Source organism: Lentibacillus salicampi (assembly GCF_004565465.1).
In the GTDB taxonomy this organism is placed as follows: domain Bacteria; phylum Bacillota; class Bacilli; order Bacillales; family Amphibacillaceae; genus Lentibacillus; species Lentibacillus salicampi.
The window spans coordinates 111,727-131,661 of the sequence record NZ_SRHY01000001.1 but is presented as its reverse complement, the minus strand read 5'-3'; the positions used below and the strand labels follow the sequence as shown (position 1 = coordinate 131,661).

At 44.7% G+C, this 19,935-nt stretch carries 17 protein-coding genes, 1 pseudogene and 1 riboswitch; of the genes and pseudogenes, 3 read left to right on the top strand and 15 right to left on the bottom strand.

Translation table 11 applies throughout. The annotated features are described in order from the left end of the window. Positions 1-64: 64 nt before the first annotated feature. The 9 genes from E4U82_RS00655 to E4U82_RS00625 all read right to left on the bottom strand — a co-directional run bounded on the left by E4U82_RS00655 (position 65) and on the right by E4U82_RS00625 (position 7,417). A complete protein-coding gene (locus tag E4U82_RS00655; protein WP_135108106.1) occupies positions 65-1,336 on the bottom strand; it encodes an L-lactate MFS transporter in 1,272 nt (423 codons plus the stop codon). A 408-nt stretch (positions 1,337-1,744) separates the two neighbouring features. Further along, positions 1,745-1,918, bottom strand: coding sequence for a hypothetical protein (locus E4U82_RS19725; protein ID WP_167751283.1), 174 nt, complete (start codon positions 1,916-1,918; stop codon positions 1,745-1,747). Positions 1,919-1,935: 17 nt separating this feature from the next. Further along, a complete protein-coding gene (locus E4U82_RS00650; protein WP_135108105.1) occupies positions 1,936-3,315 on the bottom strand; it encodes a Glu/Leu/Phe/Val family dehydrogenase in 1,380 nt (459 codons plus the stop codon). 100 nt (positions 3,316-3,415) lie between these two features. After that, on the bottom strand, positions 3,416-4,837 hold the full coding sequence (locus E4U82_RS00645; RefSeq protein ID WP_135108104.1) for a hypothetical protein: 1,422 nt from the start codon (positions 4,835-4,837) through the stop codon (positions 3,416-3,418). A gap of 149 nt (positions 4,838-4,986) precedes the next feature. Next, positions 4,987-5,121, bottom strand: coding sequence for a hypothetical protein (locus E4U82_RS20440; protein ID WP_280687083.1), 135 nt, complete (start codon positions 5,119-5,121; stop codon positions 4,987-4,989). Positions 5,122-5,258: 137 nt separating this feature from the next. Beyond that, positions 5,259-5,831, bottom strand: coding sequence for an energy-coupled thiamine transporter ThiT (gene thiT / locus E4U82_RS00640; protein WP_135108103.1), 573 nt, complete (start codon positions 5,829-5,831; stop codon positions 5,259-5,261). A gap of 116 nt (positions 5,832-5,947) precedes the next feature. Then, a riboswitch (TPP riboswitch) is annotated at positions 5,948-6,052 on the bottom strand. Between the two features lie 48 nt (positions 6,053-6,100). Further along, positions 6,101-6,364: a phage holin gene (locus tag E4U82_RS00635; RefSeq protein ID WP_135108102.1), complete on the bottom strand. Its 264-nt coding sequence runs from the start codon at positions 6,362-6,364 to the stop codon at positions 6,101-6,103. A 130-nt stretch (positions 6,365-6,494) separates the two neighbouring features. After that, positions 6,495-6,824 carry a hypothetical protein gene (locus E4U82_RS00630; protein WP_135108101.1) on the bottom strand — a complete coding sequence of 110 codons (330 nt, stop codon included), beginning with the start codon at positions 6,822-6,824 and terminating at the stop codon, positions 6,495-6,497. Positions 6,825-6,961: 137 nt separating this feature from the next. Continuing rightward, on the bottom strand, positions 6,962-7,417 hold the full coding sequence (locus E4U82_RS00625; protein WP_135108100.1) for a DUF6884 domain-containing protein: 456 nt from the start codon (positions 7,415-7,417) through the stop codon (positions 6,962-6,964). Between the two features lie 171 nt (positions 7,418-7,588). Here E4U82_RS00625 and E4U82_RS00620 point away from each other — a divergent pair, with 171 nt between their 5' ends. Next, on the top strand, positions 7,589-8,125 hold the full coding sequence (locus tag E4U82_RS00620) for a YceI family protein (RefSeq protein WP_135108099.1): 537 nt from the start codon (positions 7,589-7,591) through the stop codon (positions 8,123-8,125). 479 nt (positions 8,126-8,604) lie between these two features. Beyond that, positions 8,605-10,563 carry an aconitate hydratase gene (locus E4U82_RS00615; RefSeq protein ID WP_135108098.1) on the top strand — a complete coding sequence of 653 codons (1,959 nt, stop codon included), beginning with the start codon at positions 8,605-8,607 and terminating at the stop codon, positions 10,561-10,563. 837 nt (positions 10,564-11,400) lie between these two features. Here E4U82_RS00615 and E4U82_RS00610 read toward each other — a convergent pair. The 6 genes and pseudogenes from E4U82_RS00610 to E4U82_RS00585 form a co-directional block, all read right to left on the bottom strand. Further along, a pseudogene (locus E4U82_RS00610) lies at positions 11,401-13,426 on the bottom strand (iron ABC transporter permease). Positions 13,427-13,430: 4 nt separating this feature from the next. Then, positions 13,431-14,438: an ABC transporter substrate-binding protein gene (locus E4U82_RS00605; protein ID WP_135108097.1), complete on the bottom strand. Its 1,008-nt coding sequence runs from the start codon at positions 14,436-14,438 to the stop codon at positions 13,431-13,433. A 518-nt stretch (positions 14,439-14,956) separates the two neighbouring features. Then, on the bottom strand, positions 14,957-16,060 hold the full coding sequence (locus E4U82_RS00600; RefSeq protein WP_135108096.1) for a tetratricopeptide repeat protein: 1,104 nt from the start codon (positions 16,058-16,060) through the stop codon (positions 14,957-14,959). A 130-nt stretch (positions 16,061-16,190) separates the two neighbouring features. After that, the gene (locus E4U82_RS00595) at positions 16,191-17,015 is read right to left on the bottom strand and encodes a VanW family protein (RefSeq protein WP_135108095.1); all 825 of its coding nucleotides are present in this window, start codon (positions 17,013-17,015) and stop codon (positions 16,191-16,193) included. Positions 17,016-17,117: 102 nt separating this feature from the next. Continuing rightward, a complete protein-coding gene (locus tag E4U82_RS00590; RefSeq protein ID WP_135108094.1) occupies positions 17,118-17,369 on the bottom strand; it encodes a hypothetical protein in 252 nt (83 codons plus the stop codon). Positions 17,370-17,628: 259 nt separating this feature from the next. After that, on the bottom strand, positions 17,629-18,843 hold the full coding sequence (locus E4U82_RS00585; RefSeq protein ID WP_135108093.1) for an NAD(P)/FAD-dependent oxidoreductase: 1,215 nt from the start codon (positions 18,841-18,843) through the stop codon (positions 17,629-17,631). A gap of 349 nt (positions 18,844-19,192) precedes the next feature. On the opposite strand from E4U82_RS00585, the gene E4U82_RS00580 reads away from it, so the two are divergent. Further along, on the top strand, positions 19,193-19,846 hold the full coding sequence (locus E4U82_RS00580; protein WP_135108092.1) for a DNA-3-methyladenine glycosylase family protein: 654 nt from the start codon (positions 19,193-19,195) through the stop codon (positions 19,844-19,846). The last annotated feature ends 89 nt before the right edge of the window (positions 19,847-19,935 follow it).

Below are 19,935 nucleotides of genomic sequence, written 5' to 3'. Positions count from 1 at the left end.
TGAAAATATTCCTTTTTCAGATCTATGCAGAAGTACATTCGGTACAAGTATGTCATTCCCGGTTTTAAAGATTCGAAGTCTGTTCAGTCTCTACATGCCATTTTTCTTCTTTCATTCTCCGCATAACTGCCCTTATCCAAAACGAAATCAGTAACGAAATAACATGCATGACACCGAATATAACTAAGATCAGGTGATAACTGTTTGTATTATCATAGATTAATGACAATAGCATAGGGCCCACCACACCAGCTACTGCCCAAGCAGTTAGAATATAACCATGTATCGCCCCCAACTGCTTTGTGCCGAAAAGATCCCCAATATAAGCCGGAACGGACGAAAATCCCCCACCGTAACACGAGACGATGGCATAGACAAGAATTTGAAATAGGATGACTGATGTAATAACCGGGAGCAAAAAGTAAGAAACAATTCCGATGATAAAAAATATCGTATACACATTCGGCCTGCCTATATAGTCCGAAATGGTTGCCCAGCCAAGTCTTCCGGCACCATTGAATAACCCCATAATTCCCACCATTGTGGCTGCGGTAACGGCCGACATTCCGGTAATTTCCTGTCCGATCGGCGATGCAACCGAGATAATGGCAATACCTGTGGTAACGTTCAGAAACAACATCGTCCATAACATCCAAAAAGGCTTGGTTTTAATCGCCTCATTGGCCGTCATTTGGGAAAGATCTTCTTTTTCTTTCTTTGGTTCGCCAGCCTTACTTTTGTGCATCCCTTCAGGTTTCCAGCCCTCGGGAGGTGGAGCCAGATATTGTGATGCAGCCATCATGATGATCAGATAGCTTGCACCCAAAATATAAAAAGCATTTGAAATACCAACTGAACTGACCAGAGCCTCACCCGCCGGACCGCTGATCAGCGATGCAAAGCCAAACCCCATAATTGCAAGCCCTGTCGCCAGACCACGGTGATCAGGAAACCACTTTACTAACGTTGATACTGGTGCAATATAACCGATTCCAAGACCGATCCCGCCAACGATACCATAAAAAAAGTACATTAAAGCTAATGATTCGAAAGCTGTCGCAAGTCCTGTGCCCATAACACCAACACCGAAAAACACGGCGGATAACATCCCAGAAATCCGCGGTCCTCTTTTCTCAACGAACTTACCCATAAAAGCCGCGGAGAATCCAAGCAGAAAGATGGCAATACTGAATGCTAATGAAATCTGGCTTGTGCTCCAGCCAAACGCATCAGCCATAGGGTTGGTGAATACACTCCAGGCGTACGCTGATCCTATACAAATATGGATGCCAACTCCCGACAAAGCAATCAGCCACCGATTTTTTACCTTCTCCATTCTTTCCCTCCCTATGAAAATGATTGCAATATAACCAAATGCAAACCTCATTGCAAAAGGTCACTCTAGCATTATGTTTTCACAATACATCCTATTTTCTAAACTATTTAAAAAGTACAATATCACAAAAAATTAATATGTCAATCCCCTCCTTGAGATTTATGGCATGGGAAGTACTTACTAAAAAAAGACATTCCGTAAAAAAGAATGCCTTTCTTCACAGGACTCTCGTTGATCTTCCCTATCGTTGATGGTAGCGCCACTGCCGTTGATGCTGGTGCTCTTAACGTTGATACCAGCGACTTCACCGTGGATGGTTGCACTCTTACCATTGATGTTGTACCTTCTACCGTTGATATTCGCTTCCCCACCGTTGATGGTGCGTCCTCTACCGTTGATATACGTGCCTCAATCATTGATGGTGCGCTTTCTACCATTGATACCCGGCGCCTCAACTGTAGATGCTGATCCTCTTACCGTCGATACAAGCAACTCCACCGTTGATATACGCACCTCCACCGTTGATGCTGCACCTCTTACCGTTGATACCAGCACCTCCACCATTGATGCTGATCCTCTCACGTCTTTCCTGTTATGGTTTAGTACAATTTACCCTGCCGAAAAGTAATCGTTGAGATCTTCATGACAGCATGAATATAACAATTTTGCCGCAGTGGAAAAGGATCCCCGAAAAATTCAGGATAAATGGTGTCAAACGTGTGTTTCATCTTCTCAAACAGCCGGTCGAACACTTTTTCTTCACTAAAGAATTGTGTTTCCCTTCCCTGCAGCCATTCAAGATAGGATACAATGACACCGCCGGCGTTTGCGAGAATATCCGGAATAATGATCACAGCATTTTCACTCAAGAATTTATCCGCTTCACTTGTAACAGGTGCGTTGGCTCCTTCGACTATGATCCGTGCTTTCACATCTTTCATGTTTTCCTGATTGACCTGGCCGCCGAGTGCCGCCAATATCAGCACATCCACATCAAGCGTAAGTAAGTCATCACGATCAAGGATTGTTGCCTTGACGTCAGCCGCTTCAAGCTGCGTCTCATCTGACGGCAAATCCCCTGTATTCGTCTGAACAAACTCAACAAGGTTCGGGATATCAAGACCATCCGAATTATACAGCGTTACATTCCGGTCACTGACTGCAACGATTTTATTTTTCAGATAGTTACATTGATATGCCTCAAGTGCGGCAGTCGAACCCACGTTTCCGAATCCCTGAATTGCAATGGATAGGGTCTGATCAATATGTTCTAAAGCGGTTTCGGCAAAAGGATTATCGCGTTCGGAAAGCCATTTTTCCTGCTCTTTAGCAAAATCATACAGCATATAGCGCAATGAATAATAGACACCTTTACCGGTTGCCTCTTTCCTCCCCAGAGATCCACCGTTCAAGACACTTTTGCCGGTAAAACTGCCTCTGTAGGGCAGGCCGGGACGAATGCTTTTGTACTCACCCATCATCCAGTCCATCTCCCGATCGCCCGTGCCGACATCCGGTGCCGGTATATCTTTATCCGGACCAAGGATTTCACTGAAATACTGAACATATTTCCGGCTGATCAGGTTCAATTCCTTGACCGAATATTCCCTGGGATCAATGACAACGCCGCCTTTTCCGCCACCAAACGGTACTTCATGCAAGGCATTCTTCAAGGTCATCAGTGAAGCCAAATTCTCGACTTCCGCTTCTGATACGGATTCGTGAAAACGGATACCGCCCTTATAAGGCCCTAATATATTATTATGCTGAACCAGAAATGACGGGACACGTTTGACCCTGCCATCCTCCAGTGCCACACGTAAAAACGACTTACTGACATGATTTGGTGTGGATAAGATTGAAAGCAAAGAAGAAAATGCTTTCTTTCGCGCTGAACCTGTTAACTCCGGCAGAAAAGTGTGATCATCCATCAGCGCTTCCAATGATTCATTGATAATTTGTTTCGTACTGTCTCCCATTCTGCGACCTCCGTTTCTCCATGTTATTTGAAACCGTCTTCCCATTGTATATTACCATTCTGCCGGAAAGATTAACATGTTTAAGATTGATTATTCAGAATCAGAATATGACGAGAGCCAATACAGCGGCAACAAACAACCCGATGATGACCGGAATAAAGTTTTTTCTGACCAGATCCATAACAGATACGCCACAAAATCCAGCAATCGCAATCAGTGAAGACCAGGCAACAATCGTTCCGCCACCGGTCCAGATTGACCCCATTTGTCCGATGGCAGCAAGAGTTCCAGCATCAACACCCCCATTTTCCAGGGAGGCTGCCAGTGCACCTGTGAGCGGCAGGCCTGAGAAACCGGAGCCATCAAGTCCTGTAATGATTCCGATGACTAATAAACTAATGGCTGCAAGCAGTGCGCTTTGCGGTAAATATCCCTGTGATGCTTCAACGATATCAAACAGGAATCCAGGCGCCTTTTCTTCAATACCGAGAATGCTTCCGGAGAAATCTGAACTGCCCAGAAAAAAGAACCCCGCAATCGGAATAACCGGTCCCATCGCTTTAAAGGCGAAGACAAACCCTTCTGTAATATGATTTGTAATGTAATCCAAAGCATTTTGTCGCCCGAATGCAATGGTTGACAGAAGCAGCAGTATAACCGCAACTCCTCCGACAAAAGCCGCACCGTCACCGCCTTCAAATCCAGTCATTCGCCCTGAATTAAGTTTTGAGTACATCATATAAACAACCACAGCCAGCAAGGATAGCGGCACCAATACCGCAAATACTCTGCTCCACGTGTTCAAATGGGCTGATTTTGCCTTGTTTTCAGATTCCTTTTCTGTTTGCATCCGGCTCATTTCAATTTCATTCAGCTCATGATCTTTTGAGCGGATCGTTTTTCTATATAAAATGTAAGCCAAGCCGATAGCAACACCACCCGCAATAAGTGATAAGACAAGTGCTTTATCCGTGACGATGGCTGTATCAATGCCGGCGGATGTTGCGGATATATTCGGTGCTACCTGCACAATGTAGTCGGAGGATAGTGCCATCCCCTGACCTGCCAACGCGACTGCCACAGCAGCAGTCATCGCCGGCAGACCCGATCGGATGGCTGCCGGTACAAGCAGTGCACAAATGAGCGGTACGGCTGGTGTCGGCCAGAAGAATAAGGAAATGACATAGGTTACCGCAACCAATATAAAAAACGAAACGTGACCATTGACCATTAACTTCTGGATGGGCTGAATCATTTTCCGGTCAGCACCCAGATCGCGCAACGAGTGCAATAACGCGATCATAAAGGTAATGATCAGAAATATGTTGAAGAGTTCTTTGGCTGCAACGAGGTTGGCATTAAAGATGGCGGTGAATCCATCCACAAGGCTGCCCTGGTAAATGCCGGCGATGACAAACGTTCCAAGCAAGCTTGGCAGGACAACCCCTTTACGGAAAATCATCGTTAAAATAATCGTTAATGTAAAAAGACCATATAGCCAATGGGAAAGCGTTATTTCCACGACAAACACTTCCTTTCTGAACTGTGAATATAGCCTATGCACATCGAAAGGAAGCGGTGAGAAAGTGGTGGACAAAAGTGGATAGTGAATATCAGATATGGAAGCGTGAACTACAGTACAGAAGGGTAAATGTCACTCCCAGAATGTCGTTATGATGTCGATTCTTTGTCATCGGCACATTCATTGCACAGCAATTTGCCATTTTCCTGAGCTCCATCAAAAAAACCATTCTCACAGTAGACATTTTTTCCACATTCCTGGCACTGTCCGATAAGTTCATGCATGCAATCCCCTCCTCTATTTTCAGTATATACGAAAAAAATAGCCTTTTTCATCCAAAAGGCTATTTTTCCTTGCAATTTTAAACGCTTCGCCGGGGCTTGCTGCCGGGCCGACCGATTGTGAGCGGCTTTGTGAAGGTTTATGCAGCCATCAGTAACGTCCGCGGCTGTTTGTGAAATAACAGAAAGACCGCCACCACACTAATCACGGCCGATGGAACAATATAGGAAACGTTATACAGGAATGAATACACCCAGACCGACTGCCCCTCAACAGCCGATTCAAAAAAAACAACCCCTGCCGCAAAGTGTGCCGCCAACCGAAGCATACTCCCCAAAATGACCCCAAGCGTAATATAGGTGAGATAGACTTTGGAGTTTCCTGATTGAACAGCCTCTTGAACCTGTTTCGCAAAAATGCCGGCAAACCCGATCACGGTGAAGGCCATAGCATAGTCTATGAAACCCTGTAGCGGATGCAGCACATATCCAGTGCCAACAGCTATTTGCAGAATTCCCCATAAAAATCCGGACAAGAGGCCACCTTTAAGGCCCCATCGAAAGGCAATAATAAAAACCGGAATCATCGCCAGCGACACTGAACCGCCCTGAGCCCAAAGCTTGATCGATAAAAATGGAATGATATCCAGCATCAATGCCAGCGCTGTAAAAACAGCCACTTCAATCAAAAATAACGTACGTTTCGAACGCATCATAATCCTCCCCTTTGCCGGCGGTGTCACACCACCTGCTAAAATTGTACACAAAAAAAGCAATGCCAAAGGGGAAGCTTCCTGATGGGGAAATCCGCTCACATTGCTATTTATTCCATCAAAAAAGCCACCATTCCTACGCTAGTATTAACTAACAGGTTCGAAGGGTCAGAACAGCAACCTGTTCACTCTCAGCCTAAACGGCTCCCCCTGCAGGCTTTTATCTATGCTTTTTATGCTACCTGTATTATAACGTATAACCGGATCATTTACAAATGTTTATGGCTTGACTTAATGCTGCCCTTGAAACAATCATTCTCGATTAAAACCGTTTTTTGCCTTTTACCGGTTTTGGTAACATAGTTGTTTTTGAACCACGCCCATACGGACGTGACCACGATAAGGATAAACGAAATCGTCTGTTCGACCATTTCGGCGTCAATTGGGAGCGGCGATTTCCCAAACATGACGAGCAACTGGTTCATAAGTGCTACGGCCAGTACTGCCGTTCGTATAACAGTGCCTTTGTCCACGATTGTCCCCCCTGCCTGAACAGATTCTACTATTAATCTGTTCAGACAGACAGCTTTCTGGAACGGCTGAAATCCAGAAAATGAGTAATCGTAAAAAACTCCGCAGCCATACGCTCAACGAAGTTCTTTGTTATTTTTTTGAGTTTTTTCGCTGAATTGGAATAACCCCGTTCGTTATTTTACTAGCGACGACGGCAAATCCAATCCCTGCAGCAGCAATGATGATAATAATGGCTGGGAACTGAACGATAAAAGCGAAAATATCACCCGAAATGATAGACGTGATATAACGGCTGCCATAATAAAGAATGACCGCTGCAACACTGATGATACCGACAAATGTGACGAAAACACCAGCCATCTGCAATATTGTTAATTTCTTCCAAGTTTCCTTATGCTTAAACGCAACATATATCATATAAGCAATTAAAACAAGTGTGATGAGTAAAGGTCGTGTCATGTTATCTGCTCCTGTTATCCCGCATGTAACGGACACTAATCTCCTGCGATACAGAAGATAATTTCTCCGTAAATGCCTGAGTCTGTTTAACGATTATTCAGCGAGAAGTGACCGCCCCGCTGAATGAAGTTTCACTTTTAATGAATGGGCGTTTGCGTTTCTGCCGATTGCTTCAGCGCCTGCAATATGAAGCCTATTCCGCGGTACTCCAATAAAGGAAATATGCTGGGCATATCCTCACTGAATGTTCCGTTGATAATGGGTCGATACTTTTTCCCCGTCAGAACAACAAGCCGGTCAAATTGATCCAGCTGTTTCCGCTTCATTTGCCCGATTAACTGATCAAATGTTATGATTTCGTTGCTTTTCTGACCAAACGTGACATCGTACTGACCGTCAACCATGTCATCCGCAAACAAAAAACCATGCTTGGCAGACAAAATCACCCATTGATCTGTGAACATCTCCGCATATTGCCGGCATCGTTTATGCAATGTACCGATATAGGCATTTTTTGCTGGCACCGCACCCAGTTCAGGCTGTTTATCCCAAATTTTTTTCCTGCCGCACGGGATAATACTTAAATCCTTCATTCAGGTCACTCCAAATCTATAATCAGTATAGCACGCCAGCCGGTTTAGCGACAGGCAATTGGACAAAAAAATAACTTTAATTCAAAAATAAAGATTGAATAATTACTTGACATTATTTATTTATTATTCTATACTAAGTTACATAAAGTAACTATTGGAGGGATTATTTACATGGCAAGAGAAACATTCAATGTAGACACAGTACACAGCGAAATAGGATTTACAGTAAAACATATGATGATTTCTAAGGCAAAAGGCTCTTTTAATGACTTTGATGCTGTCATCGAAGCAGATCCTGATGATCTTACAGACTCCAAGATTGAATTCAACATTGATACGTCAAGCGTTGATACAAAAAATAAAGATCGTGATGATCATTTGCGTTCTTCAGATTTCTTCGATGTTGAAAACTACCCGAAAGCAACTTTTGTTGCAACGGACATTCAGAAAAAATCAGACAGCAACTATGAAGTAACAGGTGACTTTACACTTATGGGCACAACAAAACCAATTAAAGTTGATGTTGAATTTGAAGGCCAAAGCAAGGATCCAATGAGTGGGAATATTGTAGCCGGTTTTAGCGGTGAAACAAAAATCAACCGTAAAGACTTCGGTCTGACTTGGAACGCTGCATTGGAAACAGGCGGCGTACTCGTTGGAGAAGACGTGAAGATTACGTTCGAAATCGAAGCACATAAAGCTGCATAAAACCATGGCAAAAATGTCACCCTGAAGGTGGCATTTTCTTTTTATAGATGCTATCAATCACTCATTCATTATAAACAGAACCTGCTTTAACTCCACTTTCGGTCAATCAAATAAGCTCAAACTGTGAACTACGGCATGTAAGAAAAGTTAGTAATTGATTTAGGTAAAATTTGTAACCTCTTTTTTTATCCACTTTAGAAATGAACTGCGACGTAACGTTGTATGAGTGTTAAACTGCCGCTGCGGAAATACACTTGGTGCTCGTCATGCTGCAAGTGCTTTCAGTGGAGTGGCACTCCTCGCAACTCCCAGCTAACTCGGCGGATGTTTTGCTCGTCGCTTTCCGTGGGTGGCTGATGAGCCTCCTCGAGCTGGCGCTATGAAAGTTGAGTTTTAATAATCATTCCAGGTTTTTTGTTTGATTTCACCAGTTTTGAGGTATGGACTATTATAGACATATTTCCAAAGGAGGATATACATTGGCTTTGAATGTTACACAAAAATTGATTAAGGACCATCTTGTATCCGGTAAAATGGAACCTGGTGAGGAAATTGGCCTTCAAATCGATCAAACGCTGACACAGGATGCTACCGGGACGATGGTCATGCTGGAACTGGAGGCAATGGGACTGGACTATGCCAAAACCGAAGCCTCTGCCCAATATGTTGACCATAACTTAATCCAGGAAGATAATAAGAACCCCGACGACCACCTGTTTCTTGAGAGTTCAGCGCAACGGTTCGGACTTCATTTTTCAAGACCCGGGAATGGTGTCAGTCATCCTGTTCATATGCAGCGTTTGGCTATACCCGGTAAAACGCTGCTCGGATCGGACAGTCACACATGTGCCAACGGATGTATGGGGATGCTCGCAATGGGCGCCGGTGGAATCGACGTTGCTATGGCCATCACCGGAGAACCGATTTATATTAAAATGCCTGATGTGATGGGGGTCAAGTTAACTGGTAAACTGCCTGATTGGGTAAGTGCAAAAGATGTCATTCTGGAAATGCTCAGACGTCACGATGTTAAAGGTGGCGTCGGGAAAATTATCGAGTATTACGGACCGGGGCTTGACGACTTATCGGTCATGGATCGCCACGTTATCGCCAACATGGGAGCAGAACTTGGTGCAACTGCCACCGTTTTCCCTTCAGACAATGAAGTCAAGCACTTCCTGAGCATGCAGGACCGCGCGGATGATTGGATCGAACTGACCGCAGATGGTGATGCAGACTATGACATCCACGAAGAAATCAATCTTTCCCAACTGGAACCATTGGTCGCTAAACCTTCAAGCCCGGGAAATGTTGTTCCTGTCAGAGAAATTGCCGGAACCCCAATCTATCAATCATACATTGGTTCATCAGCCAATCCTGGATTCAGGGATTTTGCGATTGCTGCTGAAATTGTAAAAAATCGCAATATCACAAACGGCGTATCGTTCGATATCAACCCGACTTCCAGACAAATGCTCACAAATCTGGTGAAAGAGATGCACATTGCAAGCCTCTTGCAGTCTGGAGCTCGACTTCACCAAGCGGGTTGCAACGGCTGTATCGGTATGGGGCAGGCTCCTGCCACGGGACGGAACAGCCTGCGGACTACACCGCGTAACTTCCCGGGCAGATCCGGCACAAAAGAAGACAGTGTATTCCTGTCCAGTCCGGAAACAGCAGCAGTTTCTGCCTTGACTGGCACGATTACCGACCCGCGAACAATGGATTTCGCATACCCGAAAGTGAATGATCCTGCAGAACCAAGCGTGGACGACCGGCTTCTCGAAAAACCGCTGCCGAAAGAAGAGGCACAAAAAGTAGAACTCGTCAAAGGGCCGAATATCGCATCGATTCCGTCCATGGATGAATTGCCTGATGAACTCGATATACCGGTACTGCTGAAAGTCCGCGACAACATTTCAACAGACGAGATTCTTGCCGGTGGTGCACGGGTTCTTCCATATCGAAGCAATCTGCCGGAGATCAGTAAGTTCACGTATGAAAATGTGGACCCATCATATGTTGACAGAGCGATGGTTACAAAAGAAAAATCGGGGCATGCCATCGTCGGGGGTTTCAACTATGGTCAAGGTTCAAGCCGTGAGCATGCTGCACTGGCACCGAGATATCTAGGCCTGAGGGTTGTAATTGTAAAAGACTTCGCCCGGATCCATTGGCAAAATCTGGTCAACTTTGGTGTCCTTCCGCTTAAGTTTGCAAACGAAGATGATTATGAAAAACTTGAAAGTGAAACAGTGCTCCATTTTGAAAATCTGCGCAGCCAGGTGAAAAACAATGATCGTATCAAGCTGACTGTAGTAGACAGCGGTGATGAAATTACTGCAGAACATAATCTGTCCGAACGTCAGCGCGAGGTCGTCCTGAGAGGCGGATTAATCAACTGGATCAAAGAGCGCCAGCAAAATACAACGTCATAATATAAGGTTGCTTTCTAAAAAATTGTTGCTTTGACGCAAAGTCCATAAACTGCGACACAAGTGCTGGAATGTTTTCTATAAGTAACTTTTCAGTCCACCGTCCGGGATCGCTACGGGCGGATGCGCACCTTAGGGCAACGCTTCAGCTTCCTCGGAAGCAAAAACCGCTTCCTGCGGGATCTTCAGCTGTTGCTTTTCCCGCAGGAGTCACCGCCCTACGCTCACCCGGACTTGTGAAGTGGTTTTATGTTTTTCCTTTAACGATTACTACTCAGCTAATCGTTTATAAAAGGAAATCAACGGAGGAAATACTCTTTTCTTTCCGATAAGTGTTTCAGTATATTTTCTTCGCTGGTGTTGCGCTCATTGCATCTGGATAATCCTTTAAGATGGATAGCGCAGAGTTTTGATAACCATTACACCCAGCAGCTGGAATATGCGAGACTCCTGTGGGACAGGCAGGCTGAAACCGCGACGTCCTGTCGCAACGCCTGCACTAGCGCGTCCTGTGCGTCGGAGCTAAGAGACCCCGCAGTGAGCGGTCTTTGCGAGCGAGGAGGCTCGTGGTGAGCCCACGGAAAGCGACGAGCAAAACATCCGCCGAGTTAGCTGCGAGTTGCGAGGAGTGCTACTCCCCCGAAATAACTTCCAACACGACGAGCACCAAGTGTATTTCCGCAGCGGCAGTTTAACACTCATGGAACATTACGTCGCAGTTTATCTCAACTATGAAGAAGCAACACTTTTTACGAAAAAAGCCTAACCTAGAAAACCCGCCTGTTCCCTTTCAATGGGAGCAGACGGGTTTTTCAATTCCATTATTCATGTCAGCTATACTTACGACCGTTTTCGCATTAACCATAAGAAGTATGGTGCGCCGATAATGGCAACCAAAATACCGGATGGGATTTCATTTGGTGCGAGCAGTGTGCGGCTAAGTGCATCAGATACCACCAGCAGCGCACTCCCGACGAGCATCGCCACGGGCAGCAGCCGCTGGTTTGATGAGCCGACAAGCAGCCGGGACAGATGTGGCGCAATCAATCCGATAAATCCAATCGACCCAACGGCTGCTACACTGAACGCCGCCAGCACTGTCGCTATTAATGCGAGCTGAAACCGTGTGCGCATGACATTGACCCCAAGCCCTTTCGCCGTATCATCCCCGAGAGATAATGTATCAAGGATGCGAATCCGCATAAATAACAACGGCACCAAAATGAGAATAGGCCAAATCAATAGATTAATGAGTTCTGACCAACCTCTGGCATAAGTCGTTCCTGATAGCCACGTTAAAGCGGAAGCAACACCCATGTCGGCCTGAACGACCAATATTTGAATAATTGCCGAACCAAAAGCCGACACACCAATACCGAGCAACGCTAAGATAGTCGGCTTAAATTGTGCCCGTATGGCCAATAAGCATTACAAACAGGAAGAATACCAATGAACCGGCCATGGCTCCGATCGGAATCCAGACAGCTGACAAACTGAAGACATACATAGTCAGCAGCGCCCCGACTCCTGCACCAGAAGTAATGCCAATTACCGAGGGATCTGCCAGCGGATTCCTCAGAACCCCCTGAAAAAGCAAGCCGCTGACAGCAAGAATCATCCCGCTGATCAAGGCGACCAAAGCGCGGGGCAAGCGTAAATCCATCACCAGACCAAGCATAAAACCGTCTGATCCTCCAAATAGTGCGTTCCATAGTAGAACCGGTTCAAACCCGTAATTACCGGATGCCAGACTAACGAACATCGTTACAGCTATAATAACAGCTAAAATGGGGATGACAACTTTCAGCGACATCTTTGCCGTTGCTCTGCCGGCAATGACAGACGTATTTTCATCTCCATACTTAGTTCCTTTCATCTGCATAACCAAATAAATCAGCCACGGCGCTCCGATAAGTGCGGTGATGGCACCAACAGGCAATTCGGAAAACGATGGGTCAATAATACGGGCCAAAACATCCGCGAACAGCAGGACATTTGCTCCCCAAATAAACGACGCTATCACAAGCGGCAAATGTTTCCGGTAGCCGATCAGTTTAATGATATGTGGTGCTACAAGTCCGACAAACCCAATCGGCCCAGCAACACTGACTGTAACAGATGTTAACAGTACGGCCACCCCAACTGCGATAAATTTAACTGTGTGCACATTCTGCCCCAGTGCGGTCGCAATATCATCACCAAGCATAAGCGTGTCCATCTTGAAAGTCATTAATAAAATAACCAGAAGCCCGGCTGCCGCAATCGGCAGTGAAAATTGGACACCACTCCAATCATTTTGCACAAGTGTACCGGATCCCCATAAAAACAAGCCGGCTGTTTCATTTTCATAAAAAATCTGCAGAACACTCGTCAGTGATGAAAACAGAAACGTTACAATCATACCGGCTAATACCATGCGAACCGGTGATGCCCTGTTACCGCCGGAGAGAATGAATACAATTAAAAATGTCATCACACCACCGGAAAATGCCGCAATAATGCCATTCCCGATTAATGCTGCCGGGAAAAACACTGTACAGAATACAACTGCAAAATACGTACCTGAATGAATTCCCAGCGTACTTGCCGATGACAGCGGGTTTCGCGTTACTGTTTGCAGAACGACCCCCGACACAGCAAGCGAACCACCGGCAATAACGCCCATCATAGCACGCGGCAGACGTAATGTGCGGACTGTATGATGTTCTAAATTATTCTTAGGGGCAATAATCGCATCAATAACTGTGCTGGGCGTTAGCGAGACACTTCCCTGGTTAATATGTATAAATGTAAGTATGCACAAAAGCGCGGCTCCACCTCCAAAGGCGAGAACCGCTGTCACTAAGTTCCGTAAATTATTAGTCATCAAATCACTCTTTTACCATGGCATCCACCAATTGTTTGGCCAACACCTGATTTGACAATACACCTCCGAAAGTCCACGTATCACCAGGCAGTTGATGTGTATTGCCGTTCTGAACAAAACTCAGATTTTCCCAAACAGGGTTTCCTTTAAAGTCAGATTCAAAAATATTGTCTTCCTCCTGAACAATATACAGAAATTGCAGGTCCTCTTTATTCTGAAAGTTCTGCAGTGCTTCCACCGTTACTTCACTATACCCGTATACTTCCGGCTCATCGACCGAATAAGCATTTTCAAACCCGAGTTTATTCATCACTTTGCCTACCATGGAATTATCTGTGAACAAGCGTAATGTCGGCGTATTTTGTGCCGTGAACGCCTGTGTTGCGACAAATTGCGATCCTTTCAGCCCTGCATCTGCAACACGCTGGCTTTGCTCATCGATAAATGTATTTAAATCTGAAATAGCCTGCTCAGCCTCATCTTTTTTATCGACTATTTTTGCCATTGTTTTAAATTCACTAAGCATGTTGCCGTAATGATCCTGAATTGCCTCTTCACCATAGGGCGCAAACGTAACCACCGGCGCAATTTCTTTCAACTGATCCAGATATTGCTCATGGCGGAATTTTACCGCGATAATTAAGTCCGGATCCTGGCGTCTGATCGCTTCCAGATTTGGTTCTTGCCGTGTCCCAACGTCTTCTACACTTTCATCGAATTCTTTATCGATATTCACCCACTGATCAAAGCCGTCCAAATCGGCTACACCTGCCGGTTGAAAACCCAAAGCAAGCAGGTTTTCAGCATATGACCATTCAAGTGCAACGATGTTTTCAGGTGTTTGTTCAATCGTTTGGGTACCCATCGCATCTTCTATCGTTACTGACTGGCTGCTGTCTTCACTGCCTCCGCTGTCCTTATTACTGTCTTCCCGTTCAATGCTCTCGTTATTGCCACATGCAGCTAACAACCCGATGAGCAATAATAGAACTAAAATCGCTATTTTCTTCATGAATCACGCTCCTCTAACCGTAGTTAAACCATTCGATGGATTCCTCCACAGGCATCCGGCCTTTGCTGCGGGGGGGTTAGTTGGGATAACCAGTTTGTACAACTGCCACCAGCCGATGTTTTCAGGTGACAGGCCGATGTCGTTGATGAATACTTAATCTCGAAGTGTTGGTTTGGCAGTCCACATTGTCCCAATCCCCTTCGCCCATCCTGCAAGCTGGAAATTCTGAATGAATGCACATACCGCTGCACAATTCTCATCATCCAGGTATCCACCATCGTCTTCCTTTTCTATATAGAAAAGTGCATGGTGTGGAACAGATTGGAAAAACCGATCATAAGATTGGCGGGCACGTTTTAATTCCGGGTATTTACGGACAACTGACCCTGTTTAGCTTTACTCGTTTATTTAAAATATTAAAGCGGAGGTCTCGCTGCCTGTAAAAGTGATATAAATGAAAAAGATTCTCATTATCAATTATAATATTACGTCGGATGACCTGACCTGTCAAGAAATTTTTAAGCATTCGTCATTTTAACGAATCTATTTTCATATTCGCGTTTTTTCTTATGATTGTCCGTGTGATCGAAAAAAGCAATTACATCAGCAAGTGCATTCTCCTGCAGTTCCCGATCTTTTGTGAGTTCTAGCTGTTTAATGGCTTTTTCATAACAAATGCCTGCTTCCCGAATATTGTTCTCTTCCATATGTTCAAGGCAGAAAGCATATTGCATATAAACCATACCAAGCTTACGATGGGAGGTCTGTGGCAGCTTCTCATAGACGGCAATCGCTTCCTGATAGTAGGGCACTGCCTCAGTCAGTTTGGACTGGTCAAAATAATAGAACGCCATTTCCGTCAGTGACTCTGCATGTGTCACTCCATTTTCCAGTGACGAACCTTCCAGCAATCCCAGTGCATCTTTCAGGTATGGATAAGCCCTTTCGTTATCATCCTTGCTGCCATAGGTCTTGGCGATCGTCACCAGACTGTTGATTTTTAGGTCCGGATTCGTATCACCGGCCATGTCAATCACCTTACTCAGGTAGTGTAGTGACTCTTCGGCTTCATTTTTCATGGAATACATCATGCCGATTTTGAAATGAAGGTATAAAATCATATACTGATCAGGTGTTTCGTCATCCTGAAAATAGCCGAGACCTTGCTTAAAATATTTAATGGCACGCACGTATTTTTCCAGGTTTTCCTCAGCTTCAGCAAGCACCAGGTAACCACGCGCCAGCTTAATCCGATCGGCTTCACCATCGTCTTCCATTTGTTTGACGGCTGCGCTTAAAATACGGCGCGCCAGCTTAAAGTCACACATGAACGCTAATTCACCAAGCAGCATCCATTCAATGTCTGAATGGTGATATAACTCAGAAATGATAGATGATGCTGCCTTTACTTCCCCAATTTCCGAGTGGCAAATCGCGTCCACCATTTTTAGTTTATCGGCAAGATGCCTGTCCAAATCTCTTTCAGACCGAAGCACCGCTGACTTTGACAGAACATTCGGATAGTGTCCACGGTTAAATTCGTCTAAGAGTTCCTCAAGCTGCTCTTTATATTTCGATGACAGATTATCCTGAAAATGCTCATTTACATTCAATATATCCATAACCAATCCCCTCTCTATTCTTAAATTTTAACCAAATTGTATGTGGAATAAAAGCGAAACAGGAGGGTTCCTGTCTGTCAAAGCAACCTAAATGCGCTCCAAGTAACTGAACCGGAACAGGCGGTGTCAACTATAACGGTTCAGAGGATAAAATGGTAATCGTCATATTCCCATCGTCAGCGGATGCACGTATTAAGATTGGCTGTTTCGACTTGTTGGTAAAAGCAAAATCCGGTCCATACCAGCTCACAGTAGCATCCCGGCCAGGCGGTACATAAGGGACACTGCGGCTGTGCGAATAGCGCTCTGTAATCTCAATGTTTTTTAAGTCGACTGCGTTATATAACGTTGAGGAAACCTGGCAAATGCCGCCTCCAATATCCTCGGCCAGCTCACCTTTTACAATCACTGGTGCACGTTTGTAGCCTTTCTCTTCTGTCCGTTTGCCAACAACATCATTAAACGAAAACTGTTCTCCCGGAAAGACAACATGATTATTGATTGCCTCTGCTGACAGTTCGATATTTCGTGATCGTTCTTCATTGCTTTGTTTAAAATTCGTTGTGTAACTTCCGATTTTATGTTCGCGGATTTCTGCCAGCAGCTCGCTGTCTACCCGTGGATAGATCTTCCGCTCAGGCAAAGCTGTCCTTTCGGGAGTTCCCTGATAAAAATAATTGAGAAATAATTGACGGAACTTTTGCCGGTCAAGTGCTCTTCCAGGTTCTTCTTCTATGATTTGGCCATTGTCATCCAATTTGGCATTGGTGGGCTTCTCATACAATTTCTCATCAAGTATATCCATTTGCAGTTTCAGTTTCATGTCATCCACCCATAATCTGTCAACATAAAGCAGTTCAAAGTCTTCTTTCACGATTTTGTCCACCACATGATCATCCTCTGTCACAGTCAGAGGAGCTGCCGCTAATAAAAAAGACAAGATAACGGCTAGCATCTAACCACCTCCTGTCCCGTAGTATTTGGCAATCGGATAAAAACATGAATGCTGTATTTCAAAGATCACTTCATTAACATGATCACAAATCACTCGAAAAGATTAAAACACGTAAATGGCAAAAACAATCAGGGAAGCGGTAATGGTAACCCCGTAAATAACCAACTGTAACGGAACATTTGATTTAAGAGATGAGGATTCATATTCATGTGACCGCCTTAACTGATCTTCAACGGTGTCCCCTTCTTCTTCATATTTTTTCATCTTATTTTCTTCCTGTTTAAATGCAAAAAACGTCCCACCCAAAGCGGCTATAAATAATACGACAAGGAAAATAAGCAATCCAATACTCACAACAAACCCTCCTCTCCCTTAATATATATGAATTCTATTATGAAAACAGTGATGAATATCACAATTTCATAACAAATAAAAGAACCACCCCCGCCCGTCAGGCTAGGATGGTTCTTTTGCGCAGGCTTCCGTTTTTTAACGGAAGTCCCTTGTGTCTTCAAGTGTACGTGTTGCCACTGTATACCCTACAATAGTCGCCAGTGCCAGCAAAAATACATATAATGTTCCGTTCTTCATGAAAATGTCCCTCCTCGATTAATTAAAACATGCGTAGTTTTCCTTTTTTCAAGATAAGTTTCGGTCCGCCAAGCAGGAAGAGGTAGCGGTTGTCAATTACTTTTTTCATGGATACTGCAGGCTTACCATACAATTTATTATCATTGAATACCGTTCCCATTGCATCTTTCTCGCCAAGGGAAGCGACGGTACCTTTATCATCAAATACGAATTTACTTAATGGTTCATGACGAAGCAGCGCTTTTAGATTGCTCGCGCAAGTATCAGCATGCTGCATAGCTGCCTGTGCAGTTGGCGGGAACGGCTTTCCGTCTTCCTCGTTCATGACCCATGCACAGTCGCCCAGGATAAAGATATTTTCTTCACCAGGTGCACGCATGTCACCATTTACCGTCACTTTACCTTTTGTAATTTCAAAACCGGATTTCGACAGGATGGAATTACCCGTCACACCGCCTGTCCAAACGATGGTGCCAGCTTTGATTTCTTCGGTATCATCGCCTTCACCGACAACAAAACTGTTTTTCTTGCACTCAGAAATTTTGGCGCCTTCCCTGAATTCAACACCACGTTCAGACAGTGATTGTTTGGCATAGGCGACAAGATCATCATCGAATCCCGGCAGGACACGTGGTGCTGCCTCAACATTAATGATACGGACTTTGCTGCGGGCAATATCATACTTTTTGCACAGTTCCGGTACTTTCTCAGTCAATTCACCGGCAAATTCGATTCCGGTAAACCCGCCGCCGCCGACCAGAATAGCCAGATCCTCGTCTTTTGGATTAGTGGCAGTACTGTATTTGGCAAATTGATACTCAATATGCTCACGAATCATACGGCTTGAATCGATATCTGTAATGGAAAACGCATTTTTCTCCATGCCTTTGATGCCGAATGTATTCGTTTCAAATCCGAGCGAAATCACCAGGTAATCGTATGTAATCTCACTATTCTTCAGTACGACACGGTTATCGTCTTTCTTCACTTCAACAACCTCATCATAAATCAGATTGACGCGAGTTGGATTAATCACATCGCTGATCATCATACGTGCCTGGTTCTGATTGACGGTCCCGGCGGCCACTTCATGGAGCCATGTTGTCTGATAATGATAGTTATGCTTATTAACCAGCACAATCTCCGCTTCTTCCGGGCTTAATTTTTGCATTAACTTTTTCGTGGTCATCATTCCGGCGTAACCAGCGCCAAGAACGACAATTTTTGGCTTAGACATATAACTTCCACCTTTCCTGATTGGTTATGTTATTCAAAAAGCATCCTTCTTTTTGAACACGCACTTAAAGCTTCCCTGTTCGATAAGATGCAACTAATTGATATCATGAATATCATATCAAAACTATTCTTTTTAGGCTAGCAATTCAATACATCAAAGGCGTGTTTTGTCAAAAATCGAGACATCATTTAAAGTGAAACTACATTCAGTGGAGCGCTTTTCTCCACTGAATGTTATAGTTGAACAGAATCGGACCTTTTCCCTCCTTATCCTTCCGGGTCGCTATGGAATCCTGAAGCGGGATCTTACTGCTCGTTAAGGCGGGATAAACTGGGATTCGAGGTGACCTATGGAACAATTCGTCATTGACCAAAATAATCCAGCTGTTATGGCATTAGGTAATGCCGATAGCCAAATGAATAAACTAATTGCCATTGTCGGGGATGTGACGGTTACGATGCGACCAAACTATTTTAAATCATTGGTTCGCTCCATCATTGGCCAACAAATTTCCGTAGCGGCAGCGCGTGCTGTGTTCGGACGACTGGAAACTTTACTGGAACATCGGATTGAGCCGGCGGGGATCTTGAACGTATCTGATCAACAATTACGGACGATCGGCTTGTCCTGGCAAAAAATCAACTATTTGCGCGATCTAACTGCGAAAGTGCATAATAACTTTATTGTTTTTGAACAAATGGCTGATAAGGATAACACCTCGGTCCTCAAACAACTGACAAGCATTAAGGGCATCGGAAAATGGACCGCTGAAATGTTTCTGATTTTTTCACTCGGCCGAAAGAATGTGCTCGCTGTTGACGATATCGGAATTCAGCGTGGGGCTAGATGGCTGTATGAAGTGGACAAGTCCGAACGCCGCAGGATTTTAATCGACAAACGCCCTGTCTGGGAACCCTATCTGACCATTGCTTCGTTTTATTTATGGGAAGTGGTTCATTTAGGGTTTGATAAAACATATCAGTCGATAGATGACATGATTTAATGTGTCTGCGCAATCCGTTACCAGCACTCATCAATTTGCACCCTGAACCGTTGGGGATACCGCTGGGACTTCGGTCATCATCCTTTCCT